The 16,548-nt window shown below is 46.2% G+C and carries 14 protein-coding genes; 1 reads left to right on the top strand and 13 read right to left on the bottom strand.

From position 1 onward, the window contains the following. Positions 1–43: 43 nt before the first annotated feature. The 6 genes from R7190_RS03535 to R7190_RS03510 form a co-directional block, all read right to left on the bottom strand. Entirely contained in the window at positions 44–775 is a 732-nt protein-coding gene (locus R7190_RS03535) for a DUF3726 domain-containing protein (protein WP_186585221.1), read from the bottom strand. Then, positions 772–2,508: a hypothetical protein gene (locus tag R7190_RS03530; protein ID WP_186585220.1), complete on the bottom strand. Its 1,737-nt coding sequence runs from the start codon at positions 2,506–2,508 to the stop codon at positions 772–774. Before R7190_RS03530 ends, R7190_RS03535 begins: the two co-directional genes overlap by 4 nt. Before the next feature lie 101 nt (positions 2,509–2,609). Then, the gene (locus R7190_RS03525) at positions 2,610–4,211 is read right to left on the bottom strand and encodes a BCCT family transporter (protein ID WP_005375792.1); all 1,602 of its coding nucleotides are present in this window, start codon (positions 4,209–4,211) and stop codon (positions 2,610–2,612) included. Between the two features lie 109 nt (positions 4,212–4,320). Further along, positions 4,321–5,310: a membrane dipeptidase gene (locus R7190_RS03520; RefSeq protein ID WP_053303711.1), complete on the bottom strand. Its 990-nt coding sequence runs from the start codon at positions 5,308–5,310 to the stop codon at positions 4,321–4,323. A 69-nt stretch (positions 5,311–5,379) separates the two neighbouring features. Continuing rightward, a complete protein-coding gene (locus tag R7190_RS03515) occupies positions 5,380–6,840 on the bottom strand; it encodes an aldehyde dehydrogenase family protein (RefSeq protein WP_031781215.1) in 1,461 nt (486 codons plus the stop codon). A 73-nt stretch (positions 6,841–6,913) separates the two neighbouring features. Then, positions 6,914–7,312 carry a RidA family protein gene (locus R7190_RS03510; RefSeq protein ID WP_182016142.1) on the bottom strand — a complete coding sequence of 133 codons (399 nt, stop codon included), beginning with the start codon at positions 7,310–7,312 and terminating at the stop codon, positions 6,914–6,916. 155 nt (positions 7,313–7,467) lie between these two features. On the opposite strand from R7190_RS03510, the gene R7190_RS03505 reads away from it, so the two are divergent. After that, positions 7,468–8,358 (top strand): LysR family transcriptional regulator, encoded by an 891-nt coding sequence (locus tag R7190_RS03505; protein WP_005375788.1) that lies wholly within the window; start codon positions 7,468–7,470, stop codon positions 8,356–8,358. Between the two features lie 80 nt (positions 8,359–8,438). Here R7190_RS03505 and R7190_RS03500 read toward each other — a convergent pair whose 3' ends face one another. The 7 genes from R7190_RS03500 to R7190_RS03470 all read right to left on the bottom strand — a co-directional run bounded on the left by R7190_RS03500 (position 8,439) and on the right by R7190_RS03470 (position 16,474). Further along, positions 8,439–9,545, bottom strand: a complete 1,107-nt coding sequence (locus tag R7190_RS03500) for an NADH:flavin oxidoreductase (RefSeq protein WP_186585219.1) — start codon at positions 9,543–9,545, stop codon at positions 8,439–8,441. A 670-nt stretch (positions 9,546–10,215) separates the two neighbouring features. Next, on the bottom strand, positions 10,216–11,130 hold the full coding sequence (gene cyoE, locus R7190_RS03495) for a heme o synthase (protein ID WP_033906955.1): 915 nt from the start codon (positions 11,128–11,130) through the stop codon (positions 10,216–10,218). Further along, on the bottom strand, positions 11,091–11,402 hold the full coding sequence (gene cyoD, locus R7190_RS03490; RefSeq protein ID WP_005375783.1) for a cytochrome o ubiquinol oxidase subunit IV: 312 nt from the start codon (positions 11,400–11,402) through the stop codon (positions 11,091–11,093). The genes cyoE and cyoD overlap by 40 nt, the downstream gene beginning before the upstream one ends. Beyond that, positions 11,402–12,004 carry a cytochrome o ubiquinol oxidase subunit III gene (gene cyoC, locus R7190_RS03485; RefSeq protein ID WP_005375782.1) on the bottom strand — a complete coding sequence of 201 codons (603 nt, stop codon included), beginning with the start codon at positions 12,002–12,004 and terminating at the stop codon, positions 11,402–11,404. Before cyoC ends, cyoD begins: the two co-directional genes overlap by 1 nt. Then, positions 11,994–14,030, bottom strand: coding sequence for a cytochrome o ubiquinol oxidase subunit I (gene cyoB / locus R7190_RS03480; RefSeq protein ID WP_005375781.1), 2,037 nt, complete (start codon positions 14,028–14,030; stop codon positions 11,994–11,996). The genes cyoC and cyoB overlap by 11 nt, the downstream gene beginning before the upstream one ends. Positions 14,031–14,035: 5 nt before the next feature. Then, positions 14,036–14,917: a ubiquinol oxidase subunit II gene (cyoA, locus tag R7190_RS03475; RefSeq protein WP_005388604.1), complete on the bottom strand. Its 882-nt coding sequence runs from the start codon at positions 14,915–14,917 to the stop codon at positions 14,036–14,038. Positions 14,918–15,715: 798 nt separating this feature from the next. Beyond that, positions 15,716–16,474 (bottom strand): SDR family oxidoreductase, encoded by a 759-nt coding sequence (locus tag R7190_RS03470; protein ID WP_005375778.1) that lies wholly within the window; start codon positions 16,472–16,474, stop codon positions 15,716–15,718. Positions 16,475–16,548 lie beyond the last annotated feature (74 nt).

Genomic DNA, 16,548 nt, shown 5'->3' with positions numbered 1-16,548 from the left:
AGCCTTCATCACTTGAAACTTGGAATCGCTGTCCCTTCAGAGCTTAAACCACACCACCAGCGCCCTGCATGGAACGCTCACTGTTCTCCACTAGCAATGCGGTTGCGGTTTGTTTCAATGTTTCCCACTCTTGGTCTTCGACAAAAATACCATTTTGCCAAGAGGCTTGTTGCGTGTTGCTTAACTCATCGCCTTCAATGTGAATGATGTATCCTTGTGCGCTTTTCTCGATATCGAAATCGTTCACAGAGAGTTCGATAACCATACTGTGCAAATCCGTATCATGCCCATCAAACTGATCCGAGAAAAAGACTTCTGGCGCGATTCGTCCACGGTTTAACACATAAAGCGTTCGTTTTGGACTAGAGCCATTGACCCATTGTGCACGGCACGCGATGCCTTTTGCAGAGAGCTTCAACAACTCACTAAAACCTAGCCAACGGTTATGGCAATGTTTCAATGTGATAGTAATCGACTTGCTGTTGATCATTTTCTCAAGTGCGAAATCCAACACTGCGGGTAAGTGGCACGCCACACTGCCATTGTGCAAATCCATCTCGATACTCGATGGCGTGCTGTTGGTCACCGATACGGCGCAGTCCGAATCTAACCCAAGAAACAGGCTGGCGTTATTAAAGTGACGCACCCCGTGCAAGCCAACCATTTGCAAGTCCGCCACCATGTTCGCAATGACATCCGCCTCACCACAGTGACGGCGCATGCCAAGAAATGCCTTATTAACCGCGGCCACCAATTCGTTGTGAGAGACGATCATAATGCAAATCCTCCGTTGATTTTTTGATTGTCACTTTGCGCAATTTCTTCTCGTTCCGGCATGCTCGGAAAAATCCATGTGTCCGCCAGTTTAGGATCGTGAATTTCATCCAACAACGGCGCGCCTTGGAAGAAAGTTACTCGAACCCAACGATCCGAGCGCGGATCAAACTTAGTCGCACCAAAGATCGCCAATTTACAGCGCAGTAAGTGCATTGGCAGTGCATCTTGGCGTAGCACGTTCATTTGAATATCCCCCATCGCACGGTTACCTAACGTCCATACGCGACGTGTGATCGAACGATAAGCCGGTTTTTGCAATAGAAACTCTGCTACGGACATTTCTTCATCACAACCAAGCAAGGCGTGGTACAAGCGATTCACTTGTCTGCCGATATCAAGCGGCAGCTCTTTTTCTTCTCCTGCCTCTTCCCCACGAACACCAAGCCTTGGCTCTTCTTTGTCTTGTGAGCGATACCAGAACCAGTAGTTGTTCTCGGCTAGTGAGTAATCCGCATTAATCGCCCAGCGGTATTTGCTTTGCAGCACCTCAAGTAAATCTTGGATCTTTTTCCCGCCCGGAATAGATAACGTTTCATCCGTATTCATTTGGCTAGCAAATTCATCCACCAAAGATGGGTAGAGCTCGATCAAGCAAGAGGTGAGGATTTCTTGGGCTTCCACACTCATTGTTTTCTTTTGCTCGACCAAACTCGCCCAGTTCGGATGTGATGCCATTAACGTTGTTAGCTCCGATAGCAGTTGTTTGATGTCTGCTGTCGCTTGATGATTGAGCCTGTCTTGATGTTCATTGATGGTGATGACTTGCTCTAGATGACGCTGTGCTTTTTGCAGCAATCCTTGTAAAGGAGCATGGAATGAAGCTTCACACGGCATCGCAAAGACTCGCGCTACTGCACGCTCGCGAGAGGTCATCCATTGGTCAACGATGCACGGGTGATTAATCAAGTATGGAGCCATGCCTAAGCCAGTAGCATTGCCGACACCAAGGTAGCGCTGCAAGCCACGGTGCAATGCCACCGCGTTGTCGCCACCTTGCTGAAGTGCTAGGTAGTGCACCCAATCCAAGCTGAATTCACGCAACATATATACTGCGCACATTTGCGCACTAAAAGACTGGCTGAAATCTGAGTTGTTCTCTAGCAGTTTGAAATCGGCGATGCCAAACTTGCCGTTCCCATACACAGCTGTGGTACGCAGGATATAACCCACTTCCGCCAGCTCTTTTGGCTCGGGCTGCTTGCCTTGAGAAAGTGCGCTAACAATGTGTTCAAACACACGCACGCTTTTGTTCGCGCGAGCCAGAACAAGCACGTTGTTTGGATTGCGTCCCGCTTCTTGCAGCGGTACATTTGCTCGCAATCTTTCCAACAAAGTAACATCAACATCGCCTTGAACCAGTGCGAATGTGACGTCCCACTTTTCAGCAATGACGCGGTCATTACGCTCGTCATCAGCAATTTCATCACAGAACACCACCAAATGATAAACGTGCTCTGGCGTGGTCAATTTGTAAATAACGTGACCATAACCACGCGGACAAAGTTGCCACTCATGCTTGGTTACTTGCCAGTTTTGGCTTGCCATATTACGAATCAGGCTACGAACAAAGCTGATTCGGTTTTGGTGCATTGCGCCAAGCCTTTCGGCTGCCATGACAATCGCTGCATCGCGCATAGTTGCTTCCGTATAAGTAGAACGATGTGCATCCATTTTGCTCACCACCTATTTGTTATTGTAAGAATACTAGGGTTTGTGCGGATGCAGGAGGAAAACACCCGCACAAGCTCCACGTTGTTTGAATTGGATAATTGTTATAGCCCTTGCTCTTTCGCCATTTTGATTGCAATTTGTGGCGCATTCCAAAGTGACGGTAACAGAATCAACGAAACCGGAACCGCAGTAATAACAATGAAAGATTGCAGAGCAGAGATGCCGCCAGAGCCAAGGGAAATTAGGATCAATGCCGTCACACCCATCATTACTCCCCAGAAGGTACGGATGATCGCATTCGGCTCCGTTTCACCACTGATCACGACACTGATTGTGTAGGTCATTGAGTCGCCCGTCGTGACGATGAAGATCGTGGTTAAAATCAGAAATAGAATTGAAGTCAGCATTGGCATTGGTAGTTGCTGAGTCACTGCAAGCAAAGCACCTGGCAAGTTAAAGCCCTCAAACGCCGCACTCACGCTACCCGGTTCAGCAATTTCAAACGCAAGGCCTGAGCCGCCCACAATCGTGAACCAAAAACAGGTGGTTAACGGAGCCACAATACTGATGGTGGAAATAACTTGGCGAATAGTTCGACCACGGGAAATACGTGCAATAAAGATTGCCATCATCGGACCATAACCCAGGAACCAGCCCCAGAAAAATACTGTCCACCAACTTAGCCAACCTTCGTCACCGCGATAGGTCGCCATTGGGATAAAGTTATCCAACATGCTTCCTACACCTTGAATGTATCCGTTAAAGATAAAATTTGTCGGACCAAAAAACAGGATGTAAACCATCAATGCCATTGCCAGAATCACGTTGTAACGACTAAGCAGTTGCATGCCTCGGCTTAATCCACTGAGTGCTGACAAGGTGTAAAGCGCAATCGCAAACAAGATGATGATAAGCTGAGTGGTAAAGCCATCAGGAATATCAAACAGCGCATTTAACGCGTAGCTAACCTGCAAGCCTAAAAACCCAATTGGTCCGATGGTGCCCGCGGCTACCGCGATAATGCAGCACGCGTCAATCAATGCACCGAGTTGGCCTTTAAGTGCTCGTTCGCCCAAAACTGGGTAAAGCAAAATACGGGGTTTTAGTGGTAAACCTTTGTCGTAATGCAGGTGCATCACCACGATGGAAGTTAAGCTACCTACAATCGCCCAAGCCAGAAAGCCCCAGTGCATAAAGGATTGCGACAACGCATTCACCGCACCTTGCTGCGGGTTATCTTGCGCGCCGTACAAAGGGGGTGGGCTAACGTAATGCGCGATAGGCTCAGCCGCGGCCCAGAAAACACCACCACCAGCCAATAAGGTACAGAAAATAATCGCCATCCAGCGGAAAGAATCCATTTCTGGTTTTGCAATCCCGCCCAACATCACCTTGCCTGTTCGCCCTGCAGCCAAGCCAAGACCAATAAGAAAAGTGAGAAGCAGCAGTAACTGCCAGTATGGACCAAACACCTGAACTGCCCAGCTAAAACCGGCGTTAACGATCGTAGATAACAGCTCGCCGTCATAAAGTGCAATAGCAACGAACAACGCGATGAAACCACCGCTATACCAAAAGGCCGGGTTATTCAGTCCTAATTTGTCCATCGTGTTTTCTGTTGTTGATGTGTTGTGTTTTACTTTTGACTTGCCCGATGACACGCTCATCGTGGAAGCTTTCATGCTATTGGTTAAATCAGACATACTCTGGCTCCAGAGGTTCTTTGCAGCAGCCAAAGACTGGCTACAAATGTGAGTTTTACGCCTGCCGTATTGTTATTATGTGGGCAGGCGGTTCCTACTTTGGGGAATGCTATGAAATAGGCTCTAATCCTTCTTTAAGGAAGTTGAACCAGTTTTCACCCAATATTTTTCCAGCCTCAGATTCACTGAATCCGTGACCCATTAATCCGTTGTAGATGTTCTCCATCCCTGCGCTGCCGCAGAACCATGGCAGCGCATCTGGCCATCCCGAGTTACTTGCTGAACCTTCGCCGTAATCCATCGCTTTTGACCAACGCCCGTTGCGCATCCATTCCAATACTTGTTGCGGTTGGTTTAAGCACAGATCACTACCGATGCCTAAATGGTCGACGCCAAACATGTCTGCGGTTTTCGCAACCATCTGGCAGAAATCATCCAGCGTGCACTGGCTGCCATTTGGTAAATGGAACGGATATAAACTGAATCCAATCAAACCACCGCGCTCCGTCAGTGCTTTGATCACGGTGTTGGACTTGTTGCGCAGTGCGTCATGCGCAAACGTCGGGTTAGCATGGCTGATACAAATTGGACGCGAAGAGAGCTCGATAGCTTCCAACGTTGAACGCTCTGCGCTGTGGGACATATCAATGATCATCCCGACTCGGTTCATCTCTTCAATCGCTTGCTTACCAAAGCGAGTTACGCCGGAATCATTTTGTTCGTAACAACCTGTCGCCAGTAAGCTTTGGTTGTTGTAGGTCAGTTGCATGATCAGCAGACCTTGACGGCGCATCACTTCAATCAGGCCAATTTCATCATCGATTGGTGAGCAATTTTGCGCGCCGAAGAAGATGCCGACTTTGCCTTCTGCTTTGGCTTTTTCTACATCTGCCATTGAATAAATAGGCATGATGAGGTCTGCATTTTGCTCGAAGCGCAAGTTCCACTCAGCAAAACGCGTCAAGGTTTCGCGCGCAGTTTCGTGGTAGACGATGGTGGCATGAACGGCGGTAATGCCACTCGCCTTAAGCGTTTGGAAATACTCTCGATCCCAATTGCAGTACTGCAATCCGTCAATCACAATCCGTTGTTGGTACATAACCACTCCTTAAACAATTTCTTAGCCTTTTCGTGCGGGTAACTGACACCATCAGTTACCCTGCCGATCTTAGTAAGGACGCTGATAAGCGGTTTTCACTACGGTGTAGAACTCTTTGGCGTACTGACCTTGCTCACGAGGACCAAAGCTAGACTCTTTACGGCCACCAAATGGAACGTGATAATCTGTACCCGCAGTTGGCAAGTTAACCATGACGCAGCCCGTTTGGACTTGCTGTTTGAAGATCGCGCTATTACGCAAGCTTTGCGTGATAATGCCGCCTGTCAGGCCAAAGCGCGTATCGTTCGCGACTGCAATTGCCTCATCCAGATCAGAAACGCGAATCACGCTCGCCATTGGCGCAAAGACTTCTTCTTGGTTCACTTCCCAGCCATTCTGTGTATTTAAAAACAGAGTTGGTGACATGTAGTAACCGTCATGCTCTAGGCTCAGACGCTCACCACCGAAAGCCAGCTCCGCGCCTGCTTGGCGTGCGTTTTCGATCCACTCAAAGTTCGCATTCAGCTGGTTACCATCAACAACAGGGCCCATGAACACGCCCTCTTCTAGAGCGTGACCCACTTTAAGTTCGCTCATGCGTTTGATTAGCGCTTCAACATACGCGTCGTGAACTCCGTCCATAACGACAAGACGAGAAGACGCGGTGCACTTTTGACCTGCACCCGAGAATGAGCCTGCGATTGTTGCTTCGACAGCAATCTGAATGTCTGCATCATCTGCGACTACGAGCGCATTTTTGCTACCCATCTCTAGCTGACAACGCACAAAATTTGGTGCCGTTGCCGCTGCAACTTTACGGCCTGTGTCCACAGAACCAGTGAAGCTCACGCCGTTCACATCCTTCGAATTGATAAGGGTATTACCTACTTGCGAACCGCTACCCAAAACGAGGTTAAACGTGCCAGCAGGTAAACCTTGGCGATGGATAATCTCTGTCAGCGCAACGGCACTTGCTGGGGTTAGGTTGGCAGGCTTCCAGACGACGCTGTTGCCAAACGCAAGTGCTGGCGCGATTTTCCAAGCCGCTGTTGCTGTTGGGAAGTTCCAAGGAGAGATAATGGCGATAACGCCGACGGCTTCGCGAGTAACTTCAACGGAGACACCTGGACGGACGGAAGCAGCGCTATCGCCAATTTGACGCAGAACCTCAGCAGCAAAGTATTGGAAGAATTGGCCAGCACGGTAAATCTCACCTCGACCTTCAGCAAATGGCTTACCTTCTTCACGCGAAAGCAAGGTGCCCAATTCGTCACATCGTGCAATGAGCTCATCACCAATCGCTTGTAGCACTGCTTGCTTGCGCTCGATTGGTGTTTTTTCCCACTCTGGCTGCGCTGATTTAGCCGCTTGAATCGCTTGCTCTACTTGCGACACACTCGCTTGTGCGAAATCGCCAATGTTTTCGCTGATATCAGAAGGGTTAATATTGGCGATGGTGTCCATGCCCGATTGCCATTCACCTGCTATATAGAGGGATTTTTCTGCTTGAACATTGTTAATAAAAGTCATGGTTCTTTCCTTGTTCTTCCGATTTGTGATGGCAAGCCACCCACTCACTGATCTCTAATTGTTCTTATTGGATTTATTCTGGTTTGCTTGCCGACGCGTAGACAACAAACTCCACCAACATCTCTTCTCGCGCTAACCCTGCAACCACCATGGCGGCGCGATTTGGGTACGGCGCTTCAAAATATTCCGCGTACACTTGGTTAACGGTCTTTAAGTATTCTCTGTCAGTCACATAAATCAGGACCTGCAACACCGAGTCCAAAGACTCCCCTGCACACTCCAGGGTGTGAATGAGATTGTTAAAGGTTTGACGTGTTTGTGCTTCGATACCGCCTTCCACAACCGCGCCTGTGTCATCAATAGGAATTTGAGCCGTATACAGGGTTCCGTTGTTGACTATCGCCCATTCAAGCGGCGCTTTAGAAGCAAATAGACTGGTTTTAACTGGGTGTTTTTTAGTAGGAGTATTCACGTGCCTTTCAACCTTTGTAACAGCTTTGTTTCAATATGGTTAAATGATGCACATTGACAAGCGATAAATCTAACGGTAAATTTTTGACATTTGATAAATTAAACTTATCACTCTGTTTAAAATAACGTAAATAAAGGGATTAAGAGGCATTAGGGATGAGTATTAAGCTTCAACAATTAATGCATTTTGTGATGGTAGTCGAGGAAGGAGGCTTTCGAGCCGCTTCACATCGTGCAAATCGTTCTCAGGCGGCACTGTCAACATCGATAAAAGAGCTTGAAAAAATTCTAGGGCAAACGCTGTTTGAACCCGGAAACAAAACCAAATTGACCCCGTTTGGTGAAATTTGTCTTCCCAAAGTGGTTCAGTTTCTCAATATCTACAGTGCACTAGACAACGATCTCAAAGCAGCCGCTGCCGGACAGCAAGGGAGAGTGCGAATTGCGAGCGTTCCTTCTGTTGCAGCGAAGCTCATTCCTAGCGTGTTGGGCGCCTTTTGCGAACAGTATCCAAATGTAGAAGTAAGCTTGATAGACGATAATGCCGCTGGCGTCGAGGCTCGCCTACTCTCCGGTGAGGTCGACTTAGCGCTCGGTAACCCCTCTCACCTCGATGAGGGGGGCATTGACTTTACGCCGCTGTTAGCCGATCCAATAGGCGTGGTGTGTTTAAAGGACAACCCTATTGCGAGTCATCCTGAAGGAATCGAGTGGCAAACTTTGTTGGAACAACCCTTTATCCGTAACGGCACTTGTACACTTCTCGATCCAACCCCAGCAAGAGCTCTGAGTCAGCAAGCGCTCTATTCGGTCGAAAATATTACTTCGCTGTTTTCTGTCTTAGAACTTGGGATTGGTGTCACGACCCTACCGAAGCTTGCTTTCCCAACCAATGAAACACGCTTGGTTTGGATTCCGCTTATCGATCCACCACTTGAAAGGCAAATTGGTATATTTACGTTAACCGATCGCACGATCTCGCCTCAAGCTAAAGCATTTCACGATCTTTGTGTGCATTATTTAAACTATCAAAAAGAAGATAAATAATGGTTCGATTAACATGCGGATAATTAAAAGCCTCCATATTCAGAGTGGAGGCTAATTTGTATTTGTGTATTCGCTTCGTTCTATTTTTTGCGACGATTTCGGTTCTTATACACCACGCAAAAGTTACCACGCTTGGTACGACACTTTGAGCAACGTTCGCAATCTACTGGTGCGCGATTGCCTTCTTTCCAACGTTTGATCAACTGCGGCTCAGCCAATAAAGGGCGTGACACAGCAAAAAATTGGATATCTGTGTTTTCTGCAATTTTCTCAATCGCATCAATGTCGCTCAGCCCGCCGACAGTAATCACCGGTATGCTAACGTCCTGACTGATCACGTGACCATATTCGTGAAAGTAACCTTCTTCTTGTAGTCTGTAACCATCGAACGTTTGACCAACAAGTTCGTTTGCTTTGCCGTGAACATTGCCAGATACGATGATCGCATCAACGCCTACTTCTTCAAGTTTCTTACAGACGACGCGAGTTTCATCGAACGTTAAACCGCCGTCAAAGAACTCTGTTGCCGTCAGTTTAACGAGGATCGGAAATTCGCTTCCAACCAGCTTTCTGGTTTCAGAGTAAATTTCTAAAAGAAAGCGCATGCGATTTTCTAAGTCACCACCATATTCGTCTTCGCGACGATTATAGTACGGGCTTAAAAACTGGTTAATTAAATAAGTGTGCGCCGCATGAATCTCTACGCCGTCAAAACCAGCGTCTTGAGCACGTTTACTCGCCAATGCGAATGCCTTTACGATGTAGTCGATTTCGTCCTTTGTCATCGCTTTGCCTTGCGTATTTGTACCACGCTCAGGCACGTCACTCGGAGCGAAGATGACACGCTCACCGACGTTATGGGTGGTTTTGGTGCCACCGTAAGCAATTTGCATCACGATTTTAGAATCTTGTTGATGTACTAGCTCTGTTAGCTTTTTGTATTCTTCAATAAAAGAGTGGTTGTAGATCCCCATCATACCTGCGTTGGGTTTCTCTTCTTCAACGATATTGGCATAACCCGTGACAATAAGCCCAACCTCCCCTTTCGCAAGTGTTTCGTAAATATCGTAAAGCTTTGCCGTCATGTGACCATCTTCGGTCGCCATGTTCTCCCACGTTGCGCTTCTCACAAAACGGTTCTTTAGGGTCATGTTGCCAATTCGGGCTTCGGAAAACAAAATGCTCAAAACCAGTCCTCTTAAAGTTGTCTTTATGTTTTATCTTTTCGCAAGTAAACAAGAACGAAAAAGGAACAGCGATACACGATGTATGGCTGTTCCTTCTCTGAATCCTTGAGACCTGCAAACTACAGGCGCACCTTAATGCCTCGGAGACGACAAAACTTTAATCTGGGTTAAGGTTTGGTGAGTTTTTAGATTATGTAAAAGGATGATTCTTAATCGTGTTCATTTCACTGGAGCTAAGGTGCTTCCTTACCCACTTTCAGTCGTAAAACTTTTGTATTTCGCTAGCTGGTGATTCAACTCAAACATTCACATTGTTAGTTTGTATGCTGCTATGGGAACTAGCACTCTCCCCAAATGTTTACATTACAAACTATCGATATTGAATTTTCATATGGCGAATAGAGTTATTGCGCTGTTTATACTTTTTAGCTTAATAGTCACTATCTCTTGGCATTATTACGCGTCAGCGAAAACGTGCTTCACTATGTTTTACACACTGGTTGTTTTTGCTTTTAGATATGAATACGTGATAGTGAAGCTAGAGGAGGAGCAGGAAAAACAGGGAAAATAAAGAACAATAGAAAGTTAAATGACCTTACTTCTAGGTAAGGCCATTCATGCATTCAGCAGCAAAAGATATTGGCGCTTAGCAAACGCTTAGGTTTGGTTGTTACAGAGCTAGAGGAATCAACTCGACACCAAGCACACCACTGATCCCCATCACCACTAGCAGTGAGACTTTAAACACCGACTTTGACCAAGCGATATAGTTGTTGTCATCAATGCTGCGAAAGGTCACTTTCGTCCACATAAAGCAAACAACCGCTGCAACCGCTAAGTATTCATACCCGGCTTCACCTAGTAAAAATAACCCCAATGATGCTGCTCCAAACGCCACGACATACGCTTTCATGTGTCGATGAGCTTTATGAATGCCCTCTTTAACTGGCAATACGGGAATCCCGGCTTCTCGGTAGTCTTGCATGCGGAACATGGCAATGGCATACGAGTGCGGCATTTGCCAGAGACAGAACATGGTAAAGAGTAAAATCGCTTCCAAGCTAATGAAGTTTGTTACCGCTAAGTAACCCACCAATGGCGGAACTGCGCCTGAGATACTTCCCACTAAGGTTCCATACACCGAGTTACGTTTGTACCACATCGTGTAAAAGAACACGTAATACACGTAGCCAAGCAACACGACGACAGCGGATAGTGGGTTCACTCGGATAAATAACAGTGCGGTTCCTACCAGCAATAAAGCAAGTGCATAAACAAACGCAATATCGATATTGATGTTGCCTTTCACTGTTTCACGATTTCGTGTACGTGCCATCTTTTGGTCGATATCACGATCGAAAATATTATTCACCACACAACCTGAAGCGATGACTAACCCAACACCAACTAACGTCGTAACGAACAGCATTAGACTGGCTGGTTCTGTTTTTGCGGCGAGGAAGAACCCCGCCGCAACAGAAATCAGGTTGCCGAAAATAATGCCCGGTTTAGTGATAGACAAATAACTTTTCAGCATACCTTGACCTACAACTTCATGTTGACGTTCATGTTGTAGATGATCCATACCGAGCCAGCGATAAGGATAAGTACAACAATGGCGGTAAACATCAGTGATACAAGGTTCCAACGTCCGTCGGATGTTTTTGTTTCCATGTGCAAGAAGTATTTAAAGTGAACAAATATCTGCACTAATGCACATCCAAATAGAATCGCATAGGTCGTTGTATCTGGTAATGATTTCGTCCAAACAAAGTAGAACGGAATTACCGTCAGAATCAGTGAGGCAATAAAGCCTTTCACGTAATCTGACGAACTGGTTTCTACATGTTGATCCATTACATTACCCCCAGTAAGTAAACGATGGTAAAGACACAAATCCAAACGATATCTAGAAAGTGCCAGAATAGGCTTAAGCAGTTAAAGCGCATTGCCATATTGTCGTTCAGACCTTTCGTCGACAGTTGATGATACGCTACCGCTAACCAAATCAGACCAAAGGTTACGTGCAGGCCGTGCGTACCAACCAACGTAAAGAATGCCGATAGGAATGCACTTGTTTGTGGCCCATAGCCTTCTTCAATCAGGTGATGGAACTCATAGACCTCCATACAGATAAAGCCAAGACCAAGCGCGAACGTGACTAACATCCAACGTTTGAGACCAGCAACGTTGTTGCGCTTCATCGCGATAATGCCAAAACCAAATGTGATACTGCTAAACAGAAGCAGCATGGTTTCGACAAACACGAATGGGAGTTCAAAAATGTCTTTACCTGTTGGACCCGCAATTGAATTGCTCGACAGCACAGCGTATGTCGCGAACAAGGTCGCAAACAGTACACAGTCACTCATCAGGTAAACCCAGAAGCCAAATAGCTTGTTGCCATTCGTGTCATGGTGGTGATCATGGTCGTGATGTGCTGCGATATTAGTTTGCATACGTCACCTCCAGATCATCTTTACTTTCGCTGTCTTTCACTGAGTTTTTCTTCGCTTCTTCAAGCTGAGCTCGACGTTCGGCCTCAATTGCTTTGATCTCTTCAACTTCCACGTAGTAATCCACATCATCGTTATAGCTATGCTGAATACACGTCACGATAATACCGACCAAACTTGCCGCCGCTAGCCACCAGATGTACCAAATCATGCCGAAGCCAAATAGGAGCGACCAAGCCGACACGTAGATGCCTGTTGCCGTGTTTTTTGGCATATGAATACGTTCGTATTCCACTTCTTTAGTTGGATCGAACTCGCCACTTTGTTTCTGGTACCAGAAGGCATCCAGCACATCACCTTTTGGTAGGTGCGCAAAGTTGTAGAACGGCGGTGGAGACGATGTTGCCCACTCAAGAGTACGTCCACCCCACGGGTCACCAGTTAAATCACGATTTTGCTCGCGGTCACGGATACTCACGTAAATTTGGATGAACTGAGACAATACGCCCAGCGCAATCACAACCGTACCTGCTGCGGCAATCGACAACAGTGGGAAGTATTCTGGGTTGATGTCTTGGCTTAAACGACGAGTCATCCCCATAAAGCCCAGCGCATAAAGCGGTAGGAACGCCATTAAGAAACCAATAATCCAAAGATAGAACGCACGTTTGCCCCAAGTTTCATTCATGGTGAAACCGGTCGCTTTCGGGAACCAGTAAGTGATCGCAGCGAAACATCCAAACACCACACCACCGATGATAACGTTGTGGAAGTGAGCGATAAGGAATACTGAGTTATGCAGAACGAAATCTGCACCCGGAACAGCCATTAGTACGCCCGTCATACCACCAACAGTAAAGGTGATCAGGAAACCCACCGTCCACATCATTGGCGTCGTAAAGCGGATGCGGCCTTTGTACATGGTGAATAGCCAGTTGAAGATCTTCACCCCTGTTGGGATAGAAATGATCATCGTGGCAATACCGAAGAAGGCATTTACGTTCGCGCCAGACCCCATCGTAAAGAAGTGGTGTAGCCAAACAACAAAGGCAAGAATCGTGATAACTACGGTAGCCCAAACTAGCGATGTGTAACCGAACAACTTTTTACGTGAGAAGGTTGCGGTGACTTCTGAGAACACACCAAAAATTGGCAAGATCAAAATGTACACTTCTGGGTGACCCCAAGCCCAAATCAGGTTGACGTACATCATTACGTTGCCGCCAAGATCATTGGTAAAGAAGTGCATGCCTAGGTATCTATCCAGCGTAAGCAGAGCGATAGTCACCGTTAGGATTGGGAATGAAATGATGATCAAAATGTTTGCACACAGAGACGCCCAAGTGAAAACTGGCATCTTCATCATTGGCATAGACGGTGTACGCATACGCAAAATGGTCGCGAAGAAGTTCACGCCTGTTAACGTCGTACCAACACCTGATATCTGCAGCGCCCAAATCCAATAGTCGACCCCGACTCCTGGGCTTGCCTCAATACCTGAAAGCGGCGGATACGCTAGCCAACCTGTACGACCAAATTCACCTAAGCCGAGAGACATGTTTGTTAGGATGACACCAACAACAAACAGCCAGAAGCTCAAGTTATTCAGATACGGGAAAGCCACGTCACGTGCACCAATCTGCAATGGCACGATGATGTTCATCAAACCAATGACCAATGGCATCGCTACAAAAAAGATCATGATCACGCCGTGGGCAGTAAAAATTTGATCGTAGTGATGCGGTGGCAAGTAACCTGCTTCACCCGCAGAAGAAAGGAGTTGCTGACTACGCATCATGACTGCGTCAGCAAAACCACGAACAAGCATCACCATCGCTACTGCGATGTACATGAAGCCAAGTTTTTTATGGTCTACTGAAGTAAACCATTCATTCCACAAATATTGCCACTTTCCGGCTTTGGTCACCGCGTAAACTACGGCTAAACCAACCAGCGCCACAACCGCTAGGGTGATGACGATAATAGGTTCGTGGAATGGAACTGAATCAAGAGTTAATCTTCCAAACATTACGATTATCCTTGGTTTTCAGGCAAACAGTTCATTGAACCAGGATGCTGAGTCACAACGTCGGTGAACAAGAACGGAGGAACGCTAGAGAACAAAGTGACTGGCTCTGCGATACTTGGCGCTGCCAGTGAGCTGTATTGCTCCCAATCTTCAATACGATCAGGGCTCGCCTTCACTTTCTGCACCCAATTTAGGAACGCAGCACGATCAGACATTGCTGAAGCTGTGAACTTCATTTGCGAAAAGCCTTCGCCGCTGTAGTTCGATGCAAAACCCTTGTAGTCACCTTCGTGGTTCGCTATCAGGTTGAGCTTGGTTACCATTCCTGGCATCGCGTAGATCTGTGTACCTAAGCGAGGGATGAAAAACGCGTTCATGATGTTGTCCGAAGTCAGTTTGAACTGCACTGGCACGTCTTTCGGGAACGCCACATAGTTCACCGTCGCAATGTTTTCTTCTGGATATATGAACAACCATTTCCAATCGAGTGACACCACTTCGATGGTCATTGGTTTAACATCACTTTCCAAAGGTTTGGATGGCTCTAGTTCATGAGTTGAACGCCATGTGATCGTCGCAAGAATCGCAATGATGATGATTGGAATTGTCCATACCACCACTTCGATTTTGGTCGAGTGTGACCACTCGGGTGCGTACTCTTCTTCAGTGTTAGAGGCGCGGTATCGGTAAGCGAAGTAAATCGTCATTAAAATCACAGGGATTACAACGATCAACATCAGCAAAAGAGCAGTAATAATTAACTCTTTTTCTTGCACACCAATGGCACCTTTGGGGTCAAGTAAAGCTGAATTACATCCTGAGAGCATAAGTATGACGGACGCCAAACTTCCCCTCGACAAGATGCGTTTATATCTTGAGGCTTCCATTAACTTTCTCGATGGTTGTCTGGTTTCAAAGCAGATGCCAATCAAAGTAAATAAAAGCTCACAAATAGCGCAGAGGTAATGTATGAGAACAAGAAAAAACTTCGATAAGTAGTTATTCTACTTACAATTTTTCAACTTCGTCATCAAGCATTTAACCAGCTAGAATGAACCGTTATTTGCTACGATACGATTGGTATCAAGCCAAGAACCAGTTGTTATAGTCATTAGAATGTTTATGTGTTGAGCATGAGTAACGTCGGGCTCAGAGCGAAACAAAACGGAATTGAGTGGAGATCAAAACCACACTCTTAGTGTGAGTTTATTGTTACACTTTGAAACACTATGTTACATTTGGCGCATTATGAGGAGTAAAAAGTTAAAGCTCATTAGCCACAACTGGAAACTAACCTTCCATTAATGGAAGTTACACACTTTAAATCGAATATTAACCTCAACACGAATTTCTCGTGCTTCAACAATTAATTATTTAAAAACAAATAGTTGAAACTTAAAATTGATGAGACTGACTATCAACTTCATTTACGCAGATAGCCTTAATGAGAAGCGGAAACTAAAAAACCAAAAGTGTGATCAGCATCAAACTAATGATTTCACTTAATATTTGAGTGGTATTTACATCTCTTTATTGGATTGCGAGAAATCATTCTCAAGGTAAATCCAAACATAAGTTGTAAATACATTTGGGTTGCGCAGAATTAGCACTCCACAACATAGAAAATGTTGAAATGGAAAGAAACTTATTATTCAGGTCTATCAGAGCCTTATTTAAGTGGTCACTTACATACGAATACCGCCATCCACTTCTAAAACCCTGCCAGTAAAGTAATCACTCTCAATAATGTATTTTACTGCATGCGCGATTTCGCTTGTTTCGCCCATCCTGCCAACTGGGATCATCTTTTCTAATCGCTCTATGGCTTCTGGTTTCATTTGCTCTGCCATCGCGGTATGAACTACACCTGGTGCAACCGCCGCCGCGCGAATACCGTATCTTGCGAGCTCACGGGCCCATGTTGTCGCCATGGTCGCGACCGCCGCTTTTGACGCAGAATAATTGGTTTGTCCGATATTCCCTGCTCTCGCAACACTAGAAATATTGATGATAACGCCTTGGGAGCCACTCTCAATCATCTTGACGGCAGCTTCACGCCCACACAAAAATGTTCCTGTCACGTTAACGTTCATGACCAAATTGAATTGATCTAAAGACATCTTACTGATCACGCCATCTTTTGCTTTTACAAGTAACCCATCTCTTAACACGCCAGCGTTATTGACTAACCCATTGAGTTGACCAAAATCTTGGATAATCGCTTCAAACGTGGTTTCAACATCGATTTCGTTGGTGACATCCACTTGATATGTCAACGCTTTCGCACTCAGCATTCGACACTGCTCTTGTGTTTCCATTAAGCCACTGGCGTTTACATCCAATAACGCTAAATCAGCGCCAGCTTGAGCAAGGGTAATGGCCATCATTTGCCCAAGCCCCTGCCCTGCTCCTGTAATGGCAATAACACTACTTTTTATGTCCATATTGGTGCACTCCATAGCTCGTAATGTTCTATACCTCAACCAGTCTAAGTTGGCCGAAATGATGCGCATTTTAC

It is taken from the genome of Vibrio sp. 1078-1 (assembly GCF_033340475.1).
This window is presented reverse-complemented; position numbering and strand designations above follow the sequence as displayed.

Excerpts from the sequence above, each read along its gene's own strand:
- R7190_RS03535 (WP_186585221.1), bottom strand. The coding sequence starts at position 775 with ATGATCGTCTCTCACAACGAATTGGTGGCCGCGGTTAATAAGGCATTT.
- R7190_RS03530 (WP_186585220.1), bottom strand. The coding sequence starts at position 2,508 with ATGGATGCACATCGTTCTACTTATACGGAAGCAACTATGCGCGATGCA.
- R7190_RS03525 (WP_005375792.1), bottom strand. The coding sequence starts at position 4,211 with ATGTCTGATTTAACCAATAGCATGAAAGCTTCCACGATGAGCGTGTCA.
- R7190_RS03520 (WP_053303711.1), bottom strand. The coding sequence starts at position 5,310 with ATGTACCAACAACGGATTGTGATTGACGGATTGCAGTACTGCAATTGG.
- R7190_RS03515 (WP_031781215.1), bottom strand. The coding sequence starts at position 6,840 with ATGACTTTTATTAACAATGTTCAAGCAGAAAAATCCCTCTATATAGCA.
- R7190_RS03505 (WP_005375788.1), top strand. The coding sequence starts at position 7,468 with ATGAGTATTAAGCTTCAACAATTAATGCATTTTGTGATGGTAGTCGAG.
- cyoE (WP_033906955.1), bottom strand. The coding sequence starts at position 11,130 with ATGGATCATCTACAACATGAACGTCAACATGAAGTTGTAGGTCAAGGT.
- cyoD (WP_005375783.1), bottom strand. The coding sequence starts at position 11,402 with ATGGATCAACATGTAGAAACCAGTTCGTCAGATTACGTGAAAGGCTTT.
- cyoC (WP_005375782.1), bottom strand. The coding sequence starts at position 12,004 with ATGCAAACTAATATCGCAGCACATCACGACCATGATCACCACCATGAC.
- cyoB (WP_005375781.1), bottom strand. The coding sequence starts at position 14,030 with ATGTTTGGAAGATTAACTCTTGATTCAGTTCCATTCCACGAACCTATT.
- cyoA (WP_005388604.1), bottom strand. The coding sequence starts at position 14,917 with ATGGAAGCCTCAAGATATAAACGCATCTTGTCGAGGGGAAGTTTGGCG.
- R7190_RS03470 (WP_005375778.1), bottom strand. The coding sequence starts at position 16,474 with ATGGACATAAAAAGTAGTGTTATTGCCATTACAGGAGCAGGGCAGGGG.